Origin of the sequence: Roseobacter sp. HKCCA0434 (assembly GCF_032464675.1) — a bacterium.
GTDB lineage: Bacteria > Pseudomonadota > Alphaproteobacteria > Rhodobacterales > Rhodobacteraceae > Pontivivens.
Genome location: NZ_JAWDKL010000009.1, coordinates 51,263 through 71,791 on the forward strand (window position 1 = coordinate 51,263; position 20,529 = coordinate 71,791).

Here is a 20,529-nt window from a genome sequence, read left to right on the forward strand (position 1 = left end):
CTCGAAGGCGCGTCTCTCAGGACGGGCCCGACCAGTCGATCTTGACGATCTCCGCCGAGCGGCCGCCGAAATCCCAGACCCGCCCGTGATCGCGCACGCGCGACTTGGTGCCGCGCGCCACGACGACGTCCGGCCCCATCCAGTATTGCGTGTTGCCGATCACGACCGGCCCGCCATCGGCGCCCTCGATCTCCTCGATCTCGCCCTGAATCTTGCGGCCGATCATCAGGCGGCGCTTGCGCCCGTCCTTCTCGATCACCACCGGCGCGCGCTCGTGGCCGATCATCTCGCTCACCAGCATGGTGAACAGACCCGTCGTCCCCTTCGCGGCACCCGAGAAGATGGCGAGCAGCGCCTCATAGGCCGCATCGTCCGCCCGCTCGTCCACGTAGGCCGCGACCTTCCAGTTGCCCTCGCCCATGCGGCCGGGAATGTCGAGCATCAGACCCATGTTCAGCCCCGACAGATCGGTCCCGTCATAGGCCCCCTCGTCGATGCTGACGCCGATCCAGGCATGGCACGCGCCTTCCGTCGGCGGGTGGGCGCCGAGGCTCACCACGCACGGGCAGAACACCGTGCAATTGCAGTTGAGGATCAGCTCCCCCTTCAGATGCCAGTGCGGCAGCTCGTCGAACATCTTGCGTGCCCTCCCTCAGGCGGTCAGGGCCAGCCAGCCGACCCAGGTTCCCAGCCCCAGCAGACCTAAGCCGATCGGGACGGTCAACCACCGTCCGATCTCCGGCAGTTTCTCCAGCACCATCAACAACGTGGCGAGCCCCATCCACAACAGGCTCATCGTCCCGCCCGCGAATCCGATCGCCATCAGGCCCCAGCAGCACCCCGCGCAATAGATCCCCTGCCGCAGGCCCAGCCGGATGCCGCCACGCAGTCCGGGGGCGAAGCGTTGCAGGAACATGCCCATCGGGCTGCGGCACCGCTCGGCGCAGAACTCCTTGAGCGCGGTGAACTGGTACGCGCCCGCCGCCAGCAGCAGCGCGGCCGAGAACCACAGCGACAGGCTCTGCCCCATCACACCGGTCAGCCCCAGCCGTACGAACAGCACCTGCGCGCCCGCGAGGATCCAGGCGACGCCGAGCCACACCCAGACATAGCCGGTCGCCAGTCCCCACAACCCGACGGGTCGCGCGATCTCCGCCTCGATCAGGTCCATGAAGACGCGCGCCGTGGGCACGAAGGTCGGCAGCATCATCGCCGCCATCATGATCGCCCACATGCCGAACAGCGGCAGCAGGCGCGTCATGTCCGTGCCACCCATCGCCATGTCGCCGTCCATGCTCATCCGCGGAAAGCCGAGCGGCCCGACCCCCATGTCGCGCGCCATCACGTAGAGCATCGCCCAGGAGCCGAGGCACAGCACGAAGAACGCCAGCCAGGCCGCGGCGCGCGTGCGCAGCAACAGTCGATCCATTATCCCGCCCCGGTCTTTCGTTTTCCCGTTTTGTAAGCCTCCATCCCCCGCCGCCACAAGAAAAATGCCGCCCGCGATCCCGCGGACGGCATATCCCTTCAACCTGCGGACGTGTCAGTCCTCCGCCGTCTCTTCCTCCGCGATCAGCGCGCGCGCGCGCTCGACCATCTGCGTCCCCGGCAGGCCGCGCCCCTCCGCGCCCTCGATCCACGCCTCGATCACCGGCCCGGCCAGCGCCTGCCAGCGGGCGGTCTCCTCCGCGTCGAGCGTCAGCACCTCGTTGCCTGCCGCCACAGCCGCCTCGCGCCCCGGCGCGTCGCCCGTGTCCATCGCGGCCCCCGCCATGCCCGAGGCCTCCAGCCCCGAATTCGCGTCGATCACCGCCTTCAGATCGTCGGGCAGGCTGTCGTAGCTTTCGTGGTTCATCGCCCAGACGAAGACCGTGTTGTAGAGCGAGCGGTCCCCGCCCATCTCAACATGCGTGTCCGCCAGCTCGTGCACGCGCAGCGAGGGCACGATCTCCCACGGGATCACCCCGCCATCGACCACGCCGCGCGACAGCTGCTCGGGGAAGGCGGGGACGGGCATGCCCACCGGCACCGCGCCCATCGCCTCCAGTATGGCGTTCGCCTCGCGCGAGGGGCCGCGCAGCTTCAGGCCGTCCATGTCCTCCAGCGCCGCGACCGGCGCGTTGCGGGTGTGCACCACGCCCTGCCCGTGCACGTGCACCGCCAGCACGCGCACATCGGCGAATTCCTCCGCCAGAAACTCCTCGTAATAGCGCCAGGCCGCGCGGCTCGACTCCTCGGCGCTCATCGTGGTCATGAAGGGCAGTTGCAGCACCTCGGCACTGGGGAACCGTCCCGGAGTGTAGCCCGGCAGGAACCATCCGCCGTCGATCACCCCGTCCGAGATCTGCTGGAACAGCGCGGGCGGCGCGCCGCCCAGCTGCATCGAGGGATAGATCTCCACCTCGATGCGTCCGTCCGACTGCTCCTCGATCCGCTCCGCCCAGTCGTCCATGAAATACTTGGGCACGGCGCTTTCGGGCGACACGAAATGCTGGAAGCGCAGCGTCACCTCCTGCGCGGCGAGCGGTGTGGCAAGAAGCGCGGCCATCAGGCCCGCGACGATCGGTTTCATGCATATCCCTCCGGTTGGGTCCGGGGCCAGAAGTACCGCGCGGCGCGCCCCGGTCAAGCGCGCCGCGCGACCGGGCGCGCGCGTCCCGCGACATCGCCGCCGCGCCCGAATGCACTACCTGAAGGCGAACCGACAGGAGGAGACACCCCCATGACCCGCCACCTCGCCACATCGCTCGCCGCCCTCGCCCTCGCCCTTCCCGCCCTCGCGCAGCAGGCCCCCGACCAGCCGGAGGAGACGACGGCCCGCGCCACCGCCGAGACCGCGACGGCGCAGGAGTTCATGGTCGCCGCCGCCCACCCGCTCGCGGCGCAGGCGGGCTACGACGTGCTCGCTGCCGGGGGTTCCGCCGCCGATGCCGCGGTCGCGGTGCAGATGATGCTGGGACTGGTCGAGCCGCAAAGCTCCGGCCTCGGCGGCGGTGCCTTCCTCGTCCACTGGGACGCGTCCGCGCGTGAACTCACCACGCTCGACGGGCGCGAGACGGCCCCGATGGCCGCGACGCCGGATTACTGGCTGGACGAGACAGGCGAGACGATGGGTTACTGGGACGCCGTGACCGGCGGCCGCTCCGTCGGGGTGCCCGGCACGCTCGCCCTCCTGGACCGGCTGCACCACCTGCATGGCCGCACCCCCTGGGCCGATCTTCTGGCCCCCGCCATCAAGACGGCCGAGGCGGGCTTCGAGGTTTCGCCGCGTCTCGCCGCGTCGATCGAAGGCGCCGCCGACCGCGACCTCGCCCTGTTTCCCGAAACCGCCGCCTATTTCTTCGACGCGGACGGCAATCCGCGCGCCGAGGGCGAGACCCTCACCAACCCCGCCTATGCACGCACCCTGCGCCTGATCGCCGCCGAGGGCATCGCCCCCTTCTACGAAGGCGCCATCGCGGGTGACATCGTGGCGGCGGTCCGCACGCCCACCAATCCCGGCATCCTGACCATGCAGGACCTCGCCGAATACGAGGTGATCGAGCGCGACCCGGTCTGCGTGCTCTACCGCGCGCACGAGGTCTGCGGCATGGGCCCGCCCTCCTCCGGCGCACTGACGGTGGGGCAGATGCTGGGGATGCTCGACAGTTTCGATCTCGACGGCATGGCCGAGGCCGACATCTGGCACCACTATATCGAGGCCGCGCGCCTCGCCTATGCGGATCGCGGTCTCTACATGGCCGACAGCGATTTCGTGGACATGCCGACCGAAGGCCTCGTCGCCTCCGACTACCTCGCCGACCGCGCGGGGCTCATCTCGCCCGACATGGCGATGGAGGAGGCGGAGCCCGGCACCCCCGACTGGCAGGAGACGCGGCTCTCGCCCGACCTCACCCCCGACCGCGCGGGCACCTCGCATTTCGTGATCGTGGACCGGCACGGCGACATGGTCTCGATGACCACGACCATCGAGACCGGCTTCGGCAGCCGGGTGATGACGAACGGCTTCCTGCTCAACAACGAGCTGACCGATTTCTCCTTCGCACCCGAAGGCGAGGACGGTCCCGTCGCGAACCGGGTGGAGGGCGGCAAGCGCCCCCGCTCCTCGATGGCGCCGACCATCGTGCTGACCGACGGGCGGCCCTCGATCCTGATCGGCTCGCCGGGTGGCAGCCGCATCATCAACTACGTCGCGGCCAGCCTGGTGCGGATGATCGACCTCGACCAGTCGCCCGCCGAGGCGATCTCCGCCGGTCACGTCGTCAGCCGCGGCGGCACCGTCGATCTGGAGGAGGAGACCGAGGCCCCTGCCCTCGCCGAGCCGCTGGAGGCGCTGGGCCACGAGACCGGCATCCGCAATCTCAACTCCGGCCTGCACGTCATCGAGATCGCCCCCGACGGCACCCTGACCGGCGCTGCCGATCCCCGCCGCGAGGGCGTCGCACTGGGCGACTGACCGAATTCCGAAGCGACACCCGCCCCGGCCCCCGAGCCGGGGCCTCGCCGAACGGATCGCCGTCCCCGCCAACCATCGCCCCTTCCCCCGCCGAGCGGGGGAGGGCCGGGGTGGGGACGGCCCACCGTTAACCTTCCATCAACACACCCGACAAACTGCCATACGCATGCCATACGCTTTCCATACGCATCGCAGACTGCGTTTTTGCCGCAGGAACGCCCCCTCCCCGCACCTCGTTGACCTCCCATTGACCCGGTAAAAGGAGTTTCCAGATGGGCATTCAGGTCGGCGACAAGGTGAAATGGGAATGGGGCAACGGCACCGCCACCGGCAAGGTGGTGAAGCGCTACACCCAGAAAAGAACGCTCAAGATCGACGGCAGCGAAGTCACGCGCGACGCCAGCGAAGACGAGCCGTCCTTCCGCATCGAACAGGAAGATGGAGGCGAGGCCTTCAAGTCCGGCAGCGAGCTGAAGAAAGCCTGACGATACTGGAAGGCCGCCCCGAACCCGGAGCGGCCTTCTTTCAAGCCTCGACCCGCGTCTTGCGCACGCGGTACATCACGAACAACGTGCACAGCCCCGACAGCACCGCGGCGCTCAGCATCGCGATCAGGAGCGGCCAGACCCCGAACCGCTCCACCGGCATGGCCCCCGTGATCGCGGCGAGCGCCGCCCCGCCCCCGATCATCAAGGCCCCACCCAAACCGGACGCCGACCCCGCCAGATGCGGCCGCACGCTGACCATGCCCGCATTGGCCGACGGCAGGGTCAACCCATTGCCGACGCCCACGAAAAACAGTGGACCGAACAGCGACATCGGATGGTCGAGCCCGCTGCCGAACAGCGCCACGGCCACGATCAACCCGCTGCTCGCCGTCGCTGCCCCCGCCAGCATCATCCGGTTCAGACCCATCTGGGCCGAGAACCGCCCCGACAGGAAGTTGCCCAGCATGTAGCCCCCGGCGATGAAGCCGAAATAGGCCCCCAGCGCCCGCGGGCTGAGGTCCAGCGTCACGCTCGCCACGTTCGGACCTCCGCCGAGGAACGCGAAGAACGCCCCCGACGCGAAGGCCGCCGTCAGCGCGTAGCCCCAGAAGCGCGGCGCGGTCAGAAGCTCGGGATAGGCCCGGAACTGCTCCGCGAAACCGGAGGATTGCGCGGCATTGGTCTCCCCCATATCGGCCCAGACCAGCCACCAGACGGCAAGCCCCGCCACCACCAGCAACGCGACCGAGCCGTGCCAGCCGAACATCGCCTCCAGCTGGCCGCCGATCAGCGGGCCGATCATCGGGACCAGCGCCATGCCCATGGTGACATAGCCGATCATGCTCGCGGCCCGGTCCGGACCCACCATGTCGCGCACCACGGCGCGGCTCAGCACCATACCGCTCGCCACCACCGCCTGCACAAAGCGGAAGGCGAGGAACCAGCCGATCGTCGGAGAAAGCAGGCACCCAAGCGTCGCGAGCGTGAACACCCCCATCGCCCACAGCATCACCACCCGGCGGCCATAGCGATCCGACAGCGGCCCGATCACCAGCTGCAACAGCGCCGTCACCCCCAGATAGGCCGAGATGGCGAGCTGCACGACCGCGTAGTCGGCCTGGAACCACTCGGCCATGCCCGGCAGCGAGGGCAGGAAGATATTCATGTTCAGCGCGCCGATCCCCGCGATCAGCACCAGCGTGACGATATGCGGCGGCGTCGTGCGGTCGAGCCAGCGGCGCCCGCCGCCCGGCGCTTCGACGGGGTGGGATTGAGTGACATGGGCCATGCGTCGCCTCCTTGCACTGCGGCAGGCGGTCAGCCTCGACGTCGGGCTCCGGTCGTCGCATGTTTCGATCCGGGCGGAACGATCCGCCCCCGTCACATCTGGTATCGCGATCGCGAATGCCAAGGTTTCGCACCCGGCTTGATCGGCGCGCCCGCGCGTGGCAGGCTCGATGTGAACGAGCGTTCACAAATCACGCCGGGAGGATCCATGCAAGACCCCATCGTCATCGTCGGTGCCGCGCGCACGCCCATGGGCGGCTTCCAGGGGGCGCTTTCGGGCGCCACTGCATCCGATCTCGGCGGGGCCGCGATCGCCGCCGCACTCGACGGCGCGGGCGTCGCGCCCTCGGATGTGGACGAGCTGCTGATGGGCTGCGTCCTGCCCGCGGGCCAGGGCCAGGCCCCGGCGCGACAGGCCGGTTTCGCCGCCGGTCTGGGCGAGGACGTGCCCGCCACCACGCTCAACAAGATGTGCGGTTCGGGCATGAAGGCCGCGATGATGGCGCATGACCAGCTCGCGCTCGGCAACGGTCGCATCGTCGTCGCCGGCGGGATGGAGAGCATGACGAACGCCCCCTACCTCCTGCCCAAGATGCGCGGCGGCGCACGGCTGGGCCACGGGCAGGTCGTCGACCACATGTTCCTCGACGGGCTGGAGGACGCCTATGACAAGGGCCGCCTGATGGGCACCTTCGCCGAGGACTGCGCCGAGAAATACCAGTTCACGCGCGAGGCGCAGGACGCCTACGCACTCGCCTCGCTGGAACGCGCGCTCGCCGCCGATTTCCAGGGCGAGATCGCGCCCTACACCGTCCGTACCCGCAAGGGCGAGAGCGTCGTCGCCGCCGACGAGCAGCCGCAAAGCGCGCGGCCCGACAAGATCCCGCAGCTCAAGCCCGCCTTCCGCGAGGGCGGCACGGTGACGGCGGCCAACGCCTCCTCGATCTCGGACGGGGCGGCGGCGCTGGTCCTGATGCGGCAGAGCGAGGCGGAGGCGCGCGGCCTGACGCCCCGCGCCCGCATCCTCGGGCATGAGAGCCACGCGCAGGCCCCCGGCTGGTTCACCACGGCCCCGGTCCCGGCGGCGCAGCGGCTGATGCAGCGCATCGGCTGGTCGGTCGAGGATGTAGACCTCTTCGAGGTGAACGAGGCCTTCGCCGTCGTGCCGATGGCCTTCATGGCCGAGACCGGAGCCCCGCACGAGAAGGTCAACGTCAATGGCGGGGCCTGCGCGCTCGGCCACCCGATCGGCGCCTCGGGCGCGCGCATCCTCGTCACCCTGCTCAACGCGCTGGAGACGCGCGACGCGACCCGCGGTCTCGCCGCCATCTGCATCGGCGGCGGCGAGGGCACGGCCTTCGCCATCGAGCGCATGACGTGACCGAAAGCGAGCCGCCGCGCCTGTCGGACCGGCCCGACTGGCTCTACCTGCTGCGCGAATATGGCGAGATGTATCGCCGCTCCTCGGCGGGCGGCTCGGTCAAGATCCGGTCCCACATGCGCCGCGTGCGCGAGAAGCTGTCGGCCCTGATCGCCGAGAACCCGCCGATCCTGCCCCGCGTGAGGGAGGAGAAGCCCGTGCTCGGCCACCTGCGCCGCGCGCTCGACCGCGGGCGGCAGGAGCGGCTGGAAAGCATGGTGCGCGCCATCGACGCGATCGAGCCGGAGCTGAGCTGGCTCTACGGCTACGAGAAGCTGCCACGCGGCCTGTCGCGCAAGTTCGCCTATGCCGAATTCGCGGGACCGCAGGGTCCGATCCGCTCGGACGCGCTGATCCTCGGCATCGTCCTCTTCGCGCCCGGCACCACCTATCCCAGCCACGCGCATGACGGATTGACCGAAAGCTACTATGTGCTGTCGGGCGGGGTCAGCGAGAACGACGACGGCGTGTTCGCCCCCGGCTCGATGATCTTCAACCCGCCGGGCCGGCACCACCGGATCACGACGGGCGATCTGGAGCCGGTGCTCCTCAGCTACGCGTGGGAGGGACCGCAGGACAAGCTGACCGCGCAGGTGATGACATTCTCACGAAAGGCCAAGCGATGAAGAAACTTCAGGACTACGTCTCCGACGCCAAGGCGGCGGTCGAAGCGATCACGGTCGAGGCCGCGCGCGGCCTGCACGGGCGCGACGACGTCACGTTCATCGACGTGCGCGAACCGCCCGAGACGGCGAAGGGCAAGATCGAGGGCGCCGAAGCCATCCCGCGCGGCACGCTGGAATTCGCCGTCGACGGCCCGCAGCCGAACCCGGCGCTTTCGGACAAGTCGCGCACCTACATCTTCTACTGCGCCGCCGGTGGCCGGGCCGCGATGGCCGCCGCACGGGCGAAGGAGATGGGCTTCGAGGACGCCCGCGCCATCGACACGGGCTACCCCGAATGGGCCAAGCAGGGCGGGCCGACCGAATGATCCGCCCCGTCGCGGACATGGTGGCGGAGGCGACCGCGGCGGTCGAGACCCTGCCGGTGGCCGAGGCCATCGCGCTGCACGGCCAGCCCGGCGTGACCTTCGTCGACATCCGCGACGTGCGCGAGCTGAAGCGGGAGGGCACCATCCCCGGTGCCCTCCACGCACCGCGCGGCATGCTGGAATTCTGGGTCGACCCCGCCTCCCCCTACGCCAAGCCCGCCTTCCAGTCCGGCGACCGCTTCGTGTTCTTCTGCGCCTCCGCCTGGCGCTCGGCGCTGGCGACCAAGGCCTTGCAGGATATGGGCCTCGCCCCCGTGGCCCAGATCGAGGGCGGCTTTTCCGCATGGAAGGCCGCGGGCGGCCCGATCGACCCTTCATCTTCCTGAAAATACGCGAAAAGAGCGACCGATGCTGACCGAAGACCAGATCCAGATCCGCGACATGGCCCGCAATTTCGCGCGCGACCGGCTTGCCCCCGGCGCGATGGCGCGGGAGGCGGCGGCAGAGATCGAGCCGGAGGTTCGCAAGGAACTGGGCCAGCTCGGCTTCCTCGGCATGACCATCGACCCCGACTGGGACGGCGCGGGCGCCGATTATGTCAGCTACGCCCTCGCGCTGGAGGAGATCGCGGCGGGCGACGGCGCGGTCTCCACCCTCGTCAGCGTGCACAACGCGCCCTTCCTCGCCATCCTCGACAAGTTCTGCACCGACGCGCAGAAGGAGGCGTGGCTGAAACCGGCGGCGCGCGGCGAGTTCATCGGCTGCTTCGCCCTGACCGAAGCCCATGCAGGCTCCGACGCCAGCGCCCTGCGCACCCGCGCGGTGCGCGACGGCGACGGCTATGTCGTCAACGGCTCCAAGCAGTTCATCTCCTCCGCCCGCATCGGTGGTGCCACGATCCTCTTCGCCGTGACCGACCCGGAGGCGGGCAAGCGCGGGCTCAGCGCCTTCTACGCGCCCAACGACACCCCCGGCTTCCACGTCGCCAAGGTCGAGGAGAAGATGGGTCAGAAGGCCAGCGACACCTGCGCGCTCGCCTTCGAAGACATGTGCCTGCCGGAAGGCAACCGCATCGGGGCGGAGGGCGACGGCTACCGCATCGCCCTCTCCTCGCTGGAGACGGGGCGTATCGGCATCGCCGCGCAGGCCGTGGGCATGGCCCGCGCCGCCTTCGACCTCGCGCTCGCCTATGCCCGCGACCGGCAGAGCTTCGGCCAGGCGATCTTCGACCATCAGGCCGTGCAGTTCCGCCTCGCCGAGATGGAGACGCAGCTGGAGGCCGCGCGCCAGCTCGTCCTAAACGCCGCGCGGATGAAGGATGCAGGCGTCCCCTGCCTGCGCGAGGCCGCGATGGCCAAGCTCTTCGCCGCCGACATGGCCGAGCGGGTCTGCTCGGGTGCGATCCAGACGCTGGGCGGCTATGGCTACCTGTCCGAATACGGGCTGGAGAAGATCGCGCGCGACGCGCGGGTGTGCCAGATCTACGAGGGCACTTCCGACATCCAGAAGCTGCTGATCGCGCGGCAAATGGCCTGATGCCAACCGGGGGGGAACCCCCGGCGCGTCAAGTGTGTTCCCTTCTCACAGTTTCTTGAAGGGGATGGAACATGTCGAAACAGGATCTCAGCTGGGCTTTGCCCGTCATGCGCGCGGGCTATGCCGGGCGGGGTATAGTCTACGTGGTGGTCGCGGGGGTCTCGCTCTGGTCGATCCTGATGGGCGGCGGCGAGGCGGGCGGCCCGTCCGAGACCTTCGGCACCCTCAATCAGAGCGCCTTCGGCGTGTTCATCCTCGCCCTGATCGCGCTCGGGATGCTCGCCTATGCCGTCTGGCGGGTGGTCGACGGCACCTACGATCTGGAGGAGTACGGCGATGACGCGAAAGGGCTGATCGCCCGCGCAGGCATGTTCGTCACCGGCACGCTGCACCTCTTCATCGGCTTCGTGGCCCTCGTCACGATCTTCAAGGGCGGCAGCGGTGGCGGCGAAGGCTCCGGCGGTGGGTCGGGCGGCGGCTCGGGCGTGTCGGATGCGGTGGGCAAGGTCCTCGGCTGGCCCGGCGGGCAGGTCCTCGTCGGTCTCGCGGGCCTCGCCACGATCGGCGCGGGGATCTATTACCTGCACAAGGCCTACAAGCGGAAATACCGTGAGAAGCTGATGGGCAACCACTTCACCCGCAACTGGGACCCGGCGCTGCGCGCGGGCGTCGCCGCGCAGGGCGTGATCGTGCTGCTGATCGGCGGCTTCATCCTTTACGCCGCGATCACCCACAACCCCGACCAGGCCGGCGGCATCGGCGAGGCCTTCGCCTGGCTGCACGAGCAGGCCTATGGCCGGATCCTGGTGATCCTCGTCTGCCTCGGCCTGCTGGGCTTCGCGCTGTTCTGCTTCGTCAACGCGGTCTACCGCATCGTGCCGCGCCTTGCGGGCGACGATCTGACCACGCTCGCCACGCGGATGAAGAACAAGGCCGAAAGCACGGCACGCTCGGCCACCAGCTAGGCTTACTGAACGCGCGTTCACATCTGGACAGAGCGGACTGCATGGCGCACCCTCCCCGGCAAACATGACCGGGGAGGGATCATCCATGAAACTCGACGACAACATCGCCGCCATCGTCACCGGCGGCGCATCGGGACTGGGCGAGGCGACGGCCCGCGCGCTCGCCGCCACAGGCGCCAAGGTCGCCATTCTCGACCGCGACGCGGCACGGGGCGCGGCCGTGGCCTCCGAAATCGGCGGCACCTTCGCCGAGGTCGATGTGGCCGACCCCGCCAGCGTCACCTCCGCGCTGACCAAGGCCCGCGACGCCCACGGGCAGGAGCGGATCTGCGTCAACTGCGCGGGCATCGCCTGGGCCATCAAGACCGTGGACCGCGAGGGCAAGGCCCACGATGCGGACGCCTTCGCCAAGACCGTGACCGTCAACCTGATCGGCACCTTCAACGTCGCCAGCCAGTCCGCCGCAGGCATGTCCGCGGCCGAGCCGGTGAGCGAGGATGGGGAGCGTGGCCTGATCGTCAACACCGCCTCCGTCGCGGCCTTCGACGGGCAGATCGGCCAGATCGCCTATTCCGCCTCCAAGGGCGGCGTGGTCGGCATGACCCTGCCGATGGCCCGCGACCTGTCGCGCGCGGGCATCCGCGTCAACGCCATCGCGCCGGGCCTGTTCCTCACCCCGATGCTGCAATCCCTGCCGCAGGAGGCGCAGGACAGCCTCGGCGCGCAGGTCCCCTTTCCCGCTCGGCTGGGCGATCCGGCGGAATATGCAGCCCTGGTGCGGCACATGGCGGAGAACCCGATGCTCAACGGCGAGGTCATCCGCCTCGACGGCGCGATCCGCATGGCGCCCAAGTGAGGATGCAGGGCCGATTCGAAGGTCAGATCAGCCCGTCATAGCCGCGTGGCGGGATGACGATTTCCAAAAGGTACGGCCCGTCCGCCGCCAGCGCCTCGGCATAGGCCTCCGCCAGATCACCGGCGGAGGCAACTCGGGCGGCGCTGAGACCCAGCGCCCCCGCCACCGCGGCATAATCCGTCGCGCCGAAATCGACGCCGACGGATCGCTTGCCCTCGCGCCGCTGTTTCAGCTCGATCAGCGCGAGCGAGCTGTCGTTGAGCACGGTGCAGATCACCGGCGCGCCGGTGTCGCGCAGCGTGGCGAGCTCGCCCAGGATCATGTCGAGGCACCCGTCCCCCATCACCGCCATCGTCCGCTCGCCCGAGGCGAGCGCGTGGCCCATCGCCAGCGGCAGCGCGCAGCCCATCGTGCACAGGCCGGTGGACTGAATGAGCCGGTGCGGGCGCGCCATGCGCCACATCTGGCTCAGGAGGATGCGATGCGCCCCGCTGTCGACGCTGACCATCAGGTCGTCGGGCCGGTCGCGGTCAAGCACGTCCAGCGCCTGAGCGGGCCCCCACTCCGCCCCCGGTGCGAAGGCCTCCGCCAGCGCCGCGCGGGTCCGCGCGACCCCCTCGCCCCAGCCCGTCGCCGCGCCCTGCCCCTCCAGCAGCGCGGCCAGACCCTCCGCCGGATCGCAGACCCAGCTCTCTACCACCTCGTGCATCGCCTGCCGGTTGGGGGCAGCCACGAACTCCACCGCGCGGGCCGGGTCCCAGGGATCCTGCCAGCCGGGGCGCATCTCGATCGGGTCGTAGCCGACGCAGATCACGAAATCCGCCTCGGCCAGCAAGGGCAGCACGATCGCGTCCGATTTCGGGCTCAGCCCGTGCCCGCCGAGGCTGAGCGGATCGTCCTCGGGCAGCACACCCTTCGCCTTGTAGGTCGTGATCACGGGGATCGCATGCGCACGGGCCAGGTCCGCGATCCGCTGCGCCCCCGGCAACGCGTCGAGCCCGGCCAAGATCAGCGGCCGCTCGGCCTCGGCCAGGCGCGCCTGCGCACCATCGAGACCAGCGGGGCAGCAGGCCGATAGCGGCGCGATCCGCGCCCCGCGCGGCGCGGGATGATCGGCCACCGCCACCTTCACCGGCAGATCGACATGGACCGGCCCGCATTGCGGATCGCACGCGCGCGCCACCGCCTTGTCGATCATCACGTCGCAGGCACCGATGCGCGCCTCGAAGCTCTCCTTGACCACCGGGCGCAGCACCGCGCGATGGTCGAAGATCTGGTGTGTGTAGCGCAGCGTCGTCGCATCGTCATAGCTGCCGGTCAGAACGATCAGCGGCACGCGGTCCTGATCGGCATTGGCGGTGACGTTGACCGTGTTGGCCATGCCCGGACCCACCGTCGCCACCAGCACGCCCGGCGCGCCCGTCGCGTGCCATGCGCCCTCCGCCATGAACCCGGCGGCGTTCTCGTGGCGCGCCAGCACGAACTCGATCCCCGCGCGGGTCAGCGCGTCGATGATCTCCAGCACCTCTCCGCCCGGCACGCCGAAGGCCTGGCGCACACCCGCCTCGTAGAGGCGAGCGGCGATGATGTCGGCGGAATTGGGCATGGCGACGCTCCTCTCTGGTGCGCCGCCGATGGTGCGCGGCGGGGCGGCGGTGTCAACGCCTACGCCCCGCACGACTGCGTCAGCCGCAGAACACCTCGACGATCGTGCCGCTGGCATCGAGTCGGAAGTTCAGCCGGTCGGGATTGAAATCCATCGTTACCGCATCGCCGGGCCGGATGATCCGCATCGGCGCGGGAAATGTCGCGCGGGCGAAGATCTCCTCGTTCTGCCCGATGAACTGGTCGTAGCCGCCCTCGCGGCACTGGCCGGGTGCGGCGGGGCCATCGGGCTCCGCCACCGGGGTGCAGGCGGCCAGGGCCAGGCTCAGCGGCAGGGCGGCGATCAGGAACTTGTGCATGGGAAATCCTCGCTCCGGTCTGCCCGGCCGGTCTCACCCGTCGAGCAGCGCATCCATCAACTGCAGGAACAACGCGTGCGAGGCGATCAGGTTCGCCTCCGTCACCCCGCCCTCGATATTCACCGGCATCTCCAGCGACATGGTCTCGTCCTCGTAGACCACGAGCCGCCCCCACACATCCGCCACGTGGAAGGCGTTGAGATCGTCGCCCGTCACCTCCGGGTCGGCCGGCATCGGCATGGTGAAATGCAGCGTGGAGCAGATATGCGGCTGCGAGCAGGCGAGGAAGTCGAGGAAATAGGCCGTGTCGCGATAGGTCCCCTCCAGGAAGAAGCCGCCCTCCTCGGTCTGGAACAATTGCAGGCTCTCGTTCTCGCGCTGCAAGGTTTCGTAGATCGCGTCGAGGCTGTTCTCGTCGTAGATCGTGCCTTGCGCGAACGAAGGCAAGCTCGCCGCCGACAGGATCGCGGTGGCGAGGGGGATGGACAGGGTGGCGGTGCGCATGGGGGTCTCCCGTAAGGTCGGATGTTTGCGGTTGCCCGCGCCCATCATCCCCATCATGCGTACCCGATCAACCCGTCACCGGTTCGCCCGGTTCTCGATCAGGTCGTCGACCACCGATGGATCGGCCAGCGTCGAGGTGTCGCCCAGGCTGCCGAAGTCGTTCTCGGCGATCTTGCGCAGGATGCGGCGCATGATCTTGCCCGAACGGGTCTTGGGCAGGCCCGGCGCCCATTGGATCGCGTCCGGTTTGGCGATCGGTCCGATCTCGGAGCGGACATGCGTCTCCAGCTCCTTGCGCAGCTCGTCGGACGGCTCGACACCCTCCATCAGCGTGACGTAGCAATAGATGCCCTGCCCCTTCACCTCGTGGGGGAAGCCGACAACCGCCGCCTCGCTGACCGCCTTGTGCGCGACCAGCGCGCTCTCGACCTCGGCGGTTCCCATCCGGTGGCCCGAGACGTTGATCACGTCGTCCACCCGGCCGGTGATCCAGTAATAGCCGTCCGCATCGCGGCGGCAGCCATCACCCGAGAAGTAATAGCCCTTGTAGTCCGAGAAATAGGTCTTCACGAACCGCTCGTGATCGCCCCAGACCGTACGCATCTGCCCCGGCCAGCTGTCGGCGATGGCGAGCACGCCCTCGGCCTTCGTCTCCTCCTGCACAGCGCCCGTCTGCGGGTCGAGCACGACGGGCTGCACGCCGAAGAAGGGCTTGCAGGCCGATCCGGGCTTGGTCGGCGTCGCGCCGGGCAGCGGGGTGATGAGGTGGCCGCCGGTTTCGGTCTGCCACCAGGTATCGACGATGGGGCAGCGCCCCTTGCCCACGACCTCGTTGTACCAGTCCCAGGCCTCGGGGTTGATGGGCTCGCCCACCGTGCCGAGGATGCGCAGTGAGGACAGGTCCGACCCCTCGACCCATTGCTTTCCCTTCCCCATAAGCGCCCGGATCGCGGTGGGGGCCGTATAGAACTGGTTGACCTTGTGACGCTCGCAGACCTGCCAGAAGCGGCTCGCGTCCGGATAGGTCGGCACGCCCTCGAACATCAGCGTCGTCGCCCCGTTGGCGAGCGGCCCGTAGACGATATAGCTGTGGCCCGTGACCCAGCCGACATCGGCGGTGCACCAGAAGACCTCGCCCTCCTTGTAGTCGAACGTGTATTGGTGCGTCATCGCGGCGTAGAGCAGGTAGCCCCCCGTCGAGTGCACCACGCCCTTGGGCATGCCCGTGGAGCCGGAGGTGTAGAGGATGAACAGCGGGTCCTCCGCGTTCATCGCCTCGGGCGCGCACTGATCGGAAACGTCCGCCTCCGCCTCGTGCAGCCAGGTGTCGCGATCCGCGTTCACCGGCACGTCGTTGCCCGTGCGCTTGACCATCAGAACCTTCGTATCGGTCCCCGCCTTGTCGAGCGCCTTGTCCACGTTGGTTTTGAGCGGTGTGTTCCGCCCGCCGCGCGGCGCCTCGTCCGCGGTGATGACCACCTTCGCCTCGGACCCGCGCACGCGGTCGGCCAGCGCATCGGCGGAGAAGCCCGCGAAGACGACCGAGTGAATCGCCCCGATCCGCGCGCAGGCGAGCATCGCGTAGGCCGCCTGCGGGATCATCGGCATGTAGAGCACGACCCGGTCGCCCTTGCCCACGCCCATGCCCTTCAGCACGTTCGCCATCTTGCAGACATGCGCATGCAACTGCTGATAGGTGATGTGCTGCGGCTCGGCTTCGGGGTCGTCCGGCTCCCAGATGATGGCGGTCTGCGTGCCGCGCGTCTCCAGATGCCGGTCGATGCAGTTGGCCGCGACGTTCAGCTCGCCATCCTCGAACCATTTGATCGAGACATCCGGGTACGCGAATGTCGTGTTCTTGATCTTCGTGGGCGCGGTGATCCAGTCGAGGCGCTTGGCTTCCTCGGCCCAGAACGCCTCGGGGTCCGAGACGGAGGCCGCGTATTTCGCGTCATAGCCGTCCGCGTCGATATGCGCGGTCTCGGCGAGTTCGGGGCTGGGGGGGTAGGTCGTCATCTGATCCTCCGGTCGTCTTGTTGAGCGGGCACCGTTCGGCGGTGCCCGGTCCCGCGGTCGCCCCGAAACTGGTCCGGACCCGCCCGCGCGGTCAATCGCACTTTAGTCCCGATTTCGGGGCGGCATCCGCAGTCTACGTGCCATCGCATCCGGGCACGCAGCGGCCGCATCGCCGAAACCGCGTGGCATCTGGCCCCGGAACGGTCCGGGGCCATACGCGCCGTCGTCAGATGGCGAGGTATTCCTCGCGCATCTCCTTGTTGTCGAGCAGATGCTGCGCGGTATCGTCATAGACCACCGTGCCGGTGTCGAGGATGACCGCCCGGTCCGCCAGCTTCAGCGCCGCGACCGCGTTCTGCTCGACGATCACCGTGGTGATGCCGAGGCTGCGGATCTCCTTCAGCGTGCGCTCGATCTCGTGCACGATGACGGGGGCCAGCCCCTCGTAGGGCTCGTCGAGCAGCAGCAGCTTGATGTCACGCGCCAGCGCCCGGCCGATGGCCAGCATCTGCTGCTCCCCGCCCGACAGGGTCACGCCGATCTGCTTGCGCCGCTCACCCAGCCGCGGGAACAGGTCGTAGATCCGGTCGATCGACCAGCCCTTGGGCGGCGCGATCTGCGCCAGCTGCAGGTTCTCCTCCACCGTCAGGCCGGGGATGATCCGCCGGTCCTCGGGCACCAGCGCGATGCCCGCCTGCGCGGCCTCGTGCGCGCCCATCTGGTGCACCGGCTGATGGTCGAGCCAGATCTCGCCATGCGTCACCATCGGCGAGCCCGCCCGCGCGATCGCCCGCAGGGTCGAGGTCTTGCCCGCCCCGTTGCGGCCCAGCAAGGCGAGGATCTCGCCCTCGTGGATGTTCATGCTGACGCCCTGGACGATGTAGCTCTCGCCGTAATAGGCCTGCATGTCCCAGACCGAGAAGAAGGCCGGCTCCGCCCGCTGACCGGGGGCGCGGATCGGGGAGTGCTGGTTCATGGTGCTGTCCTCAGTCATGCGCATCGCCCAGATACGCTTCGCGTACCTTCGGGTTGCCCTTGATGTTGCCCGGATGGTCCTCGACGATCACGTGGCCCTGCGCCAGAACGCTGATCCGGTCGGCGAGGCTGAAGACCACGTGCATGTCGTGCTCGATCACGACGAAGGTGATTGGGCGCGTCTCGGCGATCTGCTTCAGAAGGTCGATCGTGTTGTTGGTGTCCGCGCGCGCCATGCCCGCCGTCGGCTCGTCGAGCAGCAGCAGCTTGGGGTCCTGCGCGAGGCACATCGCCATCTCCAGCCGCCGCTTGTCGCCGCGCGACATGGACGAGGCGACCATGTGCCGCTTGTCGGCCATGCCCACGTCCTCCAGCATCTGCTCGGCATGATCGCGGATCGCCCGCTCCGCCCGCACGGCGGCGAAGGGGGAGAACTTGAACGCCCCGTCCCGCTTGGCGAAGCTGGGGATCATCACGTTCTCCAGGATCGTGAGATCGGTGAAGATCTCCGGCGTCTGGAACACGCGGCTGACACCCATCTGGTTGATCTCGTGCGGCTTGCGCCCGATCAGGTCCTGCCCGTCGAACATTACCGTGCCCGTATCCGGCACCAGACGCCCGACGAAGCAGTTGAGCAGCGTCGACTTGCCCGCCCCGTTCGGCCCGATGATCGCGTGGACGGTGTTCTCCTCCACGTTGAGGTTCACGTCGTCGAGGGCCTGCAGCCCGCCGAAGCGCTTGTTGACGTTGGTGACTTCGAGGATTCCCATCGTCCCCTCCCCTTATTCGGCCGCGTCGGGCTGACCGCCCTGCACATTCGAGCCGAGCTTTTCCATGTCCGACTTCTTGCCGCGCCGTCCCAGCAGGATGCCGATGCGGCGCCCACCCTCGACCAGCCCGCCGGGCAGGAAGATGACGACCAGCATGAAGACGAGGCCCAGCGTCAGGTGCCACCCCTTCCCGATGAAGGGATAGAGGATCGTCACCAGCGCATCCTCCAGCCCGTCGGGCAGGAAGGCGAACCATTCGTGCAGGATGTTCGAGTTGATCTTGGAAACGATGTTTTCCATGTACTTGATCAGCCCCGCGCCCAGCACCGGCCCGATCAGCGTGCCGACACCGCCCAGGATCGCCATCAGCACGACCTCGCCGCTCGCGGTCCAGAACATCCGCTCCGGCCCGACTTGCGTGTCCATCGCGACCATCAGCCCGCCGGCGAGCCCGGCATACATGCCCGACACGATGAAGGCGGCGAGCGTGTAGGGACGCGTGTTGACGCCGGTATAGTTCAGCCGGTTCTGGTTGGTCTTGATCGCGGCCAGCATCAGCCCGAAGGGCGAGCGGAAGATGCGGATCGAGACGTAGAAGGCCAGGATCATCATCACCGCCGCGATGTAGTAGCCCGCGTTGAAGGTGAAGACCCAGTCGCCCATGACCAGCTGCGAGCTCGATCCCATGTCGAGCCCGAAGAGATTGGCCTGCGGCCGCTCGCCTGCGCCCAGCGCACCGTCGAGCAGTCGCGGATCGGACAGCTGCGGCTGCAGCCCCGTCTCCCCGCCCGTGATCGGCGTCAGCACCGAATAGGCGAGCGCATAGCTCATCTGCGCGAAGGCCAGCGTCAGGATCGAGAAGTAGATCCCCGACCGGCGCAGCGAGATGAAGCCGACAAGTGCCGCGAACAGCCCGCCCACGATCGTCGCCATGATGATCGCCGGGATCACGTTCATGGTCAGCAGCTTCATCATCCAGATGCCCGCATAGGAGCCGACCCCCAGGAAGGCCGCGTGACCGAAGCTCAGGTATCCGGTCAGCCCGAACAGGATGTTGAAGCCGATGGCGAAGATGCCGAAGATCACGAAACGCTGCATCAGGTCGGGATAGCCCGCGTTGAACTGCGCGAGGCTTCCGTCCACCGGAAACGGGTTCAGCAGGAACGGGGCGAGCATCGTGAGGGCGATGACGACCAACAGAAGCGTCGCGTCGCGTTTTTCGAGACCGAACATGGGATCAGTCCTCCATGACACCGGCACGTCCCATCAGGCCGCGCGGTCGGGTGAGAAGGATGGCGATGGCAACCAGATAGATGATGATCTGGTTGATGCCGGGAATGACGTCGATCACGGCGGGGATCGAGGCGAAGCTTTCGAGGATGCCCAGCAGGAACCCCGCCAGCACCGCGCCCGGAAGGCTGCCCATCCCGCCGACGACCACCACGACGAAGCTCAGCACGAGGAAATCCATCCCCATGTGGTAGTTCGGCGCGTTGATCGGCGCGTACATCACGCCCGCCAGACCCGCCACGCAGGCGGCGATCGCGAACATGATGGTGAAGCGCTTGTCGATGTTGATGCCGAGCAGGCCCACCGTCTCCCGGTCCGCCATGCCTGCGCGCACGACCATCCCGAAGGTGGTGTAGCGCAGGAAGGCGAAGACCCCGCCGATCAGCACGGCCGCGAAGACGAAGTAGATCAGGCGCCAGTAGGGATAGGTGATGGTGAACGGGTCGAAGCCGAGCAGAACGCCGAAATCGAACACGCCCGACAGCGCGGGCGGCGCGGGCGTCTGGATCGGGTTCGCGCCGTAGAATGCCTTGACGATCTCCTGCAGCACGATGGCCAGGCCGAAGGTCACGAGGATCTGGTCCGCGTGCGGGCGCTTGTAGAAATGCTTTATCAGCCCGCGCTCCATCACCACGCCGATCAGCGCCATGACGGGGATCGCGAACAGGATGGCCAGCGGCACGGACCAGTTGATGATCGCCTGTCCGACCTCGTCGCCGAACCAGCTCTGCATCACGTAGACGTCGACCTGCAACGGGTTGCCGAGGAAGTCGGTCCGCGTCTCGTCGACGACCTTGGTGCTCCACGACAAGAGCCGCTGGAAGGTCACGGCACAGAACGCGCCGATCATGAACAGCGCGCCATGCGCGAAGTTCACGACGCCCAGCGTCCCGAAGATCAGGGTCAGGCCCAGGGCGATCAGCGCATAGGCCGACCCCTTGTCCAGACCGTTGAGGATTTGAAGGATTATCGCGTCCATGGCTCTACTCTCCGGTGGCCCGTGTGGTGCCG

General features: G+C 68.4%; 21 protein-coding genes. 9 read left to right on the forward strand and 12 right to left on the reverse strand.

Annotated elements, in window-relative coordinates; all coding sequences use genetic code 11:
• Positions 1-16: 16 nt before the first annotated feature.
• From RX333_RS07550 to RX333_RS07560, 3 genes are all read right to left on the reverse strand, one after another.
• Positions 17-637 (reverse strand): DUF1326 domain-containing protein, encoded by a 621-nt coding sequence (locus RX333_RS07550; RefSeq protein ID WP_316014317.1) that lies wholly within the window; start codon positions 635-637, stop codon positions 17-19.
• A 15-nt stretch (positions 638-652) separates the two neighbouring features.
• Complete coding sequence (locus tag RX333_RS07555; RefSeq protein WP_316014318.1) at positions 653-1,429, reverse strand: DUF2182 domain-containing protein; 777 nt, start codon at positions 1,427-1,429, stop codon at positions 653-655.
• 114 nt (positions 1,430-1,543) lie between these two features.
• Positions 1,544-2,572: a TRAP transporter substrate-binding protein gene (locus tag RX333_RS07560; RefSeq protein WP_316014319.1), complete on the reverse strand. Its 1,029-nt coding sequence runs from the start codon at positions 2,570-2,572 to the stop codon at positions 1,544-1,546.
• A 150-nt stretch (positions 2,573-2,722) separates the two neighbouring features.
• Here RX333_RS07560 and ggt point away from each other — a divergent pair, with 150 nt between their 5' ends.
• Both ggt and RX333_RS07570 read left to right on the forward strand, forming a co-directional pair.
• Positions 2,723-4,456: a gamma-glutamyltransferase gene (gene ggt, locus RX333_RS07565; RefSeq protein ID WP_316014320.1), complete on the forward strand. Its 1,734-nt coding sequence runs from the start codon at positions 2,723-2,725 to the stop codon at positions 4,454-4,456.
• A gap of 272 nt (positions 4,457-4,728) precedes the next feature.
• The gene (locus tag RX333_RS07570) at positions 4,729-4,941 is read left to right on the forward strand and encodes a DUF2945 domain-containing protein (RefSeq protein ID WP_316014321.1); all 213 of its coding nucleotides are present in this window, start codon (positions 4,729-4,731) and stop codon (positions 4,939-4,941) included.
• Between the two features lie 40 nt (positions 4,942-4,981).
• Here the strand turns inward: RX333_RS07570 and RX333_RS07575 are convergent, their stop codons facing one another.
• Positions 4,982-6,232: a multidrug effflux MFS transporter gene (locus RX333_RS07575; RefSeq protein ID WP_316014322.1), complete on the reverse strand. Its 1,251-nt coding sequence runs from the start codon at positions 6,230-6,232 to the stop codon at positions 4,982-4,984.
• A 207-nt stretch (positions 6,233-6,439) separates the two neighbouring features.
• Between RX333_RS07575 and RX333_RS07580 the strand changes: the two genes are divergently transcribed.
• The 7 genes from RX333_RS07580 to RX333_RS07610 all read left to right on the forward strand — a co-directional run bounded on the left by RX333_RS07580 (position 6,440) and on the right by RX333_RS07610 (position 11,999).
• Positions 6,440-7,612 carry an acetyl-CoA C-acyltransferase gene (locus tag RX333_RS07580; RefSeq protein ID WP_316014323.1) on the forward strand — a complete coding sequence of 391 codons (1,173 nt, stop codon included), beginning with the start codon at positions 6,440-6,442 and terminating at the stop codon, positions 7,610-7,612.
• The gene (locus RX333_RS07585) at positions 7,609-8,277 is read left to right on the forward strand and encodes a dimethylsulfonioproprionate lyase family protein (protein ID WP_316014324.1); all 669 of its coding nucleotides are present in this window, start codon (positions 7,609-7,611) and stop codon (positions 8,275-8,277) included. The genes RX333_RS07580 and RX333_RS07585 overlap by 4 nt, the downstream gene beginning before the upstream one ends.
• Entirely contained in the window at positions 8,274-8,642 is a 369-nt protein-coding gene (locus RX333_RS07590) for a rhodanese-like domain-containing protein (RefSeq protein WP_316014325.1), read from the forward strand. The genes RX333_RS07585 and RX333_RS07590 overlap by 4 nt, the downstream gene beginning before the upstream one ends.
• The gene (locus RX333_RS07595) at positions 8,639-9,028 is read left to right on the forward strand and encodes a rhodanese-like domain-containing protein (RefSeq protein WP_316014326.1); all 390 of its coding nucleotides are present in this window, start codon (positions 8,639-8,641) and stop codon (positions 9,026-9,028) included. The genes RX333_RS07590 and RX333_RS07595 overlap by 4 nt, the downstream gene beginning before the upstream one ends.
• Before the next feature lie 22 nt (positions 9,029-9,050).
• On the forward strand, positions 9,051-10,178 hold the full coding sequence (locus tag RX333_RS07600) for an acyl-CoA dehydrogenase family protein (protein ID WP_316014327.1): 1,128 nt from the start codon (positions 9,051-9,053) through the stop codon (positions 10,176-10,178).
• A gap of 71 nt (positions 10,179-10,249) precedes the next feature.
• A complete protein-coding gene (locus tag RX333_RS07605; RefSeq protein ID WP_316014328.1) occupies positions 10,250-11,143 on the forward strand; it encodes a DUF1206 domain-containing protein in 894 nt (297 codons plus the stop codon).
• Between the two features lie 85 nt (positions 11,144-11,228).
• Positions 11,229-11,999 carry an SDR family NAD(P)-dependent oxidoreductase gene (locus tag RX333_RS07610; RefSeq protein WP_316014329.1) on the forward strand — a complete coding sequence of 257 codons (771 nt, stop codon included), beginning with the start codon at positions 11,229-11,231 and terminating at the stop codon, positions 11,997-11,999.
• A 22-nt stretch (positions 12,000-12,021) separates the two neighbouring features.
• Here RX333_RS07610 and RX333_RS07615 read toward each other — a convergent pair whose 3' ends face one another.
• From RX333_RS07615 to RX333_RS07650, 8 genes are all read right to left on the reverse strand, one after another.
• The gene (locus RX333_RS07615; protein ID WP_316014330.1) at positions 12,022-13,605 is read right to left on the reverse strand and encodes a thiamine pyrophosphate-binding protein; all 1,584 of its coding nucleotides are present in this window, start codon (positions 13,603-13,605) and stop codon (positions 12,022-12,024) included.
• Between the two features lie 79 nt (positions 13,606-13,684).
• Entirely contained in the window at positions 13,685-13,963 is a 279-nt protein-coding gene (locus tag RX333_RS07620; protein ID WP_316014331.1) for an I78 family peptidase inhibitor, read from the reverse strand.
• Positions 13,964-13,996: 33 nt separating this feature from the next.
• The gene (locus tag RX333_RS07625; RefSeq protein WP_316014332.1) at positions 13,997-14,467 is read right to left on the reverse strand and encodes a YbjN domain-containing protein; all 471 of its coding nucleotides are present in this window, start codon (positions 14,465-14,467) and stop codon (positions 13,997-13,999) included.
• A 75-nt stretch (positions 14,468-14,542) separates the two neighbouring features.
• Positions 14,543-16,483 carry an acetate--CoA ligase gene (acs, locus tag RX333_RS07630; RefSeq protein WP_316014333.1) on the reverse strand — a complete coding sequence of 647 codons (1,941 nt, stop codon included), beginning with the start codon at positions 16,481-16,483 and terminating at the stop codon, positions 14,543-14,545.
• Positions 16,484-16,709: 226 nt separating this feature from the next.
• The gene (locus RX333_RS07635; RefSeq protein ID WP_316014371.1) at positions 16,710-17,459 is read right to left on the reverse strand and encodes an ABC transporter ATP-binding protein; all 750 of its coding nucleotides are present in this window, start codon (positions 17,457-17,459) and stop codon (positions 16,710-16,712) included.
• A gap of 10 nt (positions 17,460-17,469) precedes the next feature.
• A complete protein-coding gene (locus RX333_RS07640) occupies positions 17,470-18,228 on the reverse strand; it encodes an ABC transporter ATP-binding protein (protein WP_316014334.1) in 759 nt (252 codons plus the stop codon).
• A 12-nt stretch (positions 18,229-18,240) separates the two neighbouring features.
• Positions 18,241-19,461: a branched-chain amino acid ABC transporter permease gene (locus RX333_RS07645; RefSeq protein WP_316014335.1), complete on the reverse strand. Its 1,221-nt coding sequence runs from the start codon at positions 19,459-19,461 to the stop codon at positions 18,241-18,243.
• Between the two features lie 4 nt (positions 19,462-19,465).
• On the reverse strand, positions 19,466-20,497 hold the full coding sequence (locus RX333_RS07650) for a branched-chain amino acid ABC transporter permease (protein ID WP_316014336.1): 1,032 nt from the start codon (positions 20,495-20,497) through the stop codon (positions 19,466-19,468).
• Positions 20,498-20,529: the final 32 nt, after the last annotated feature.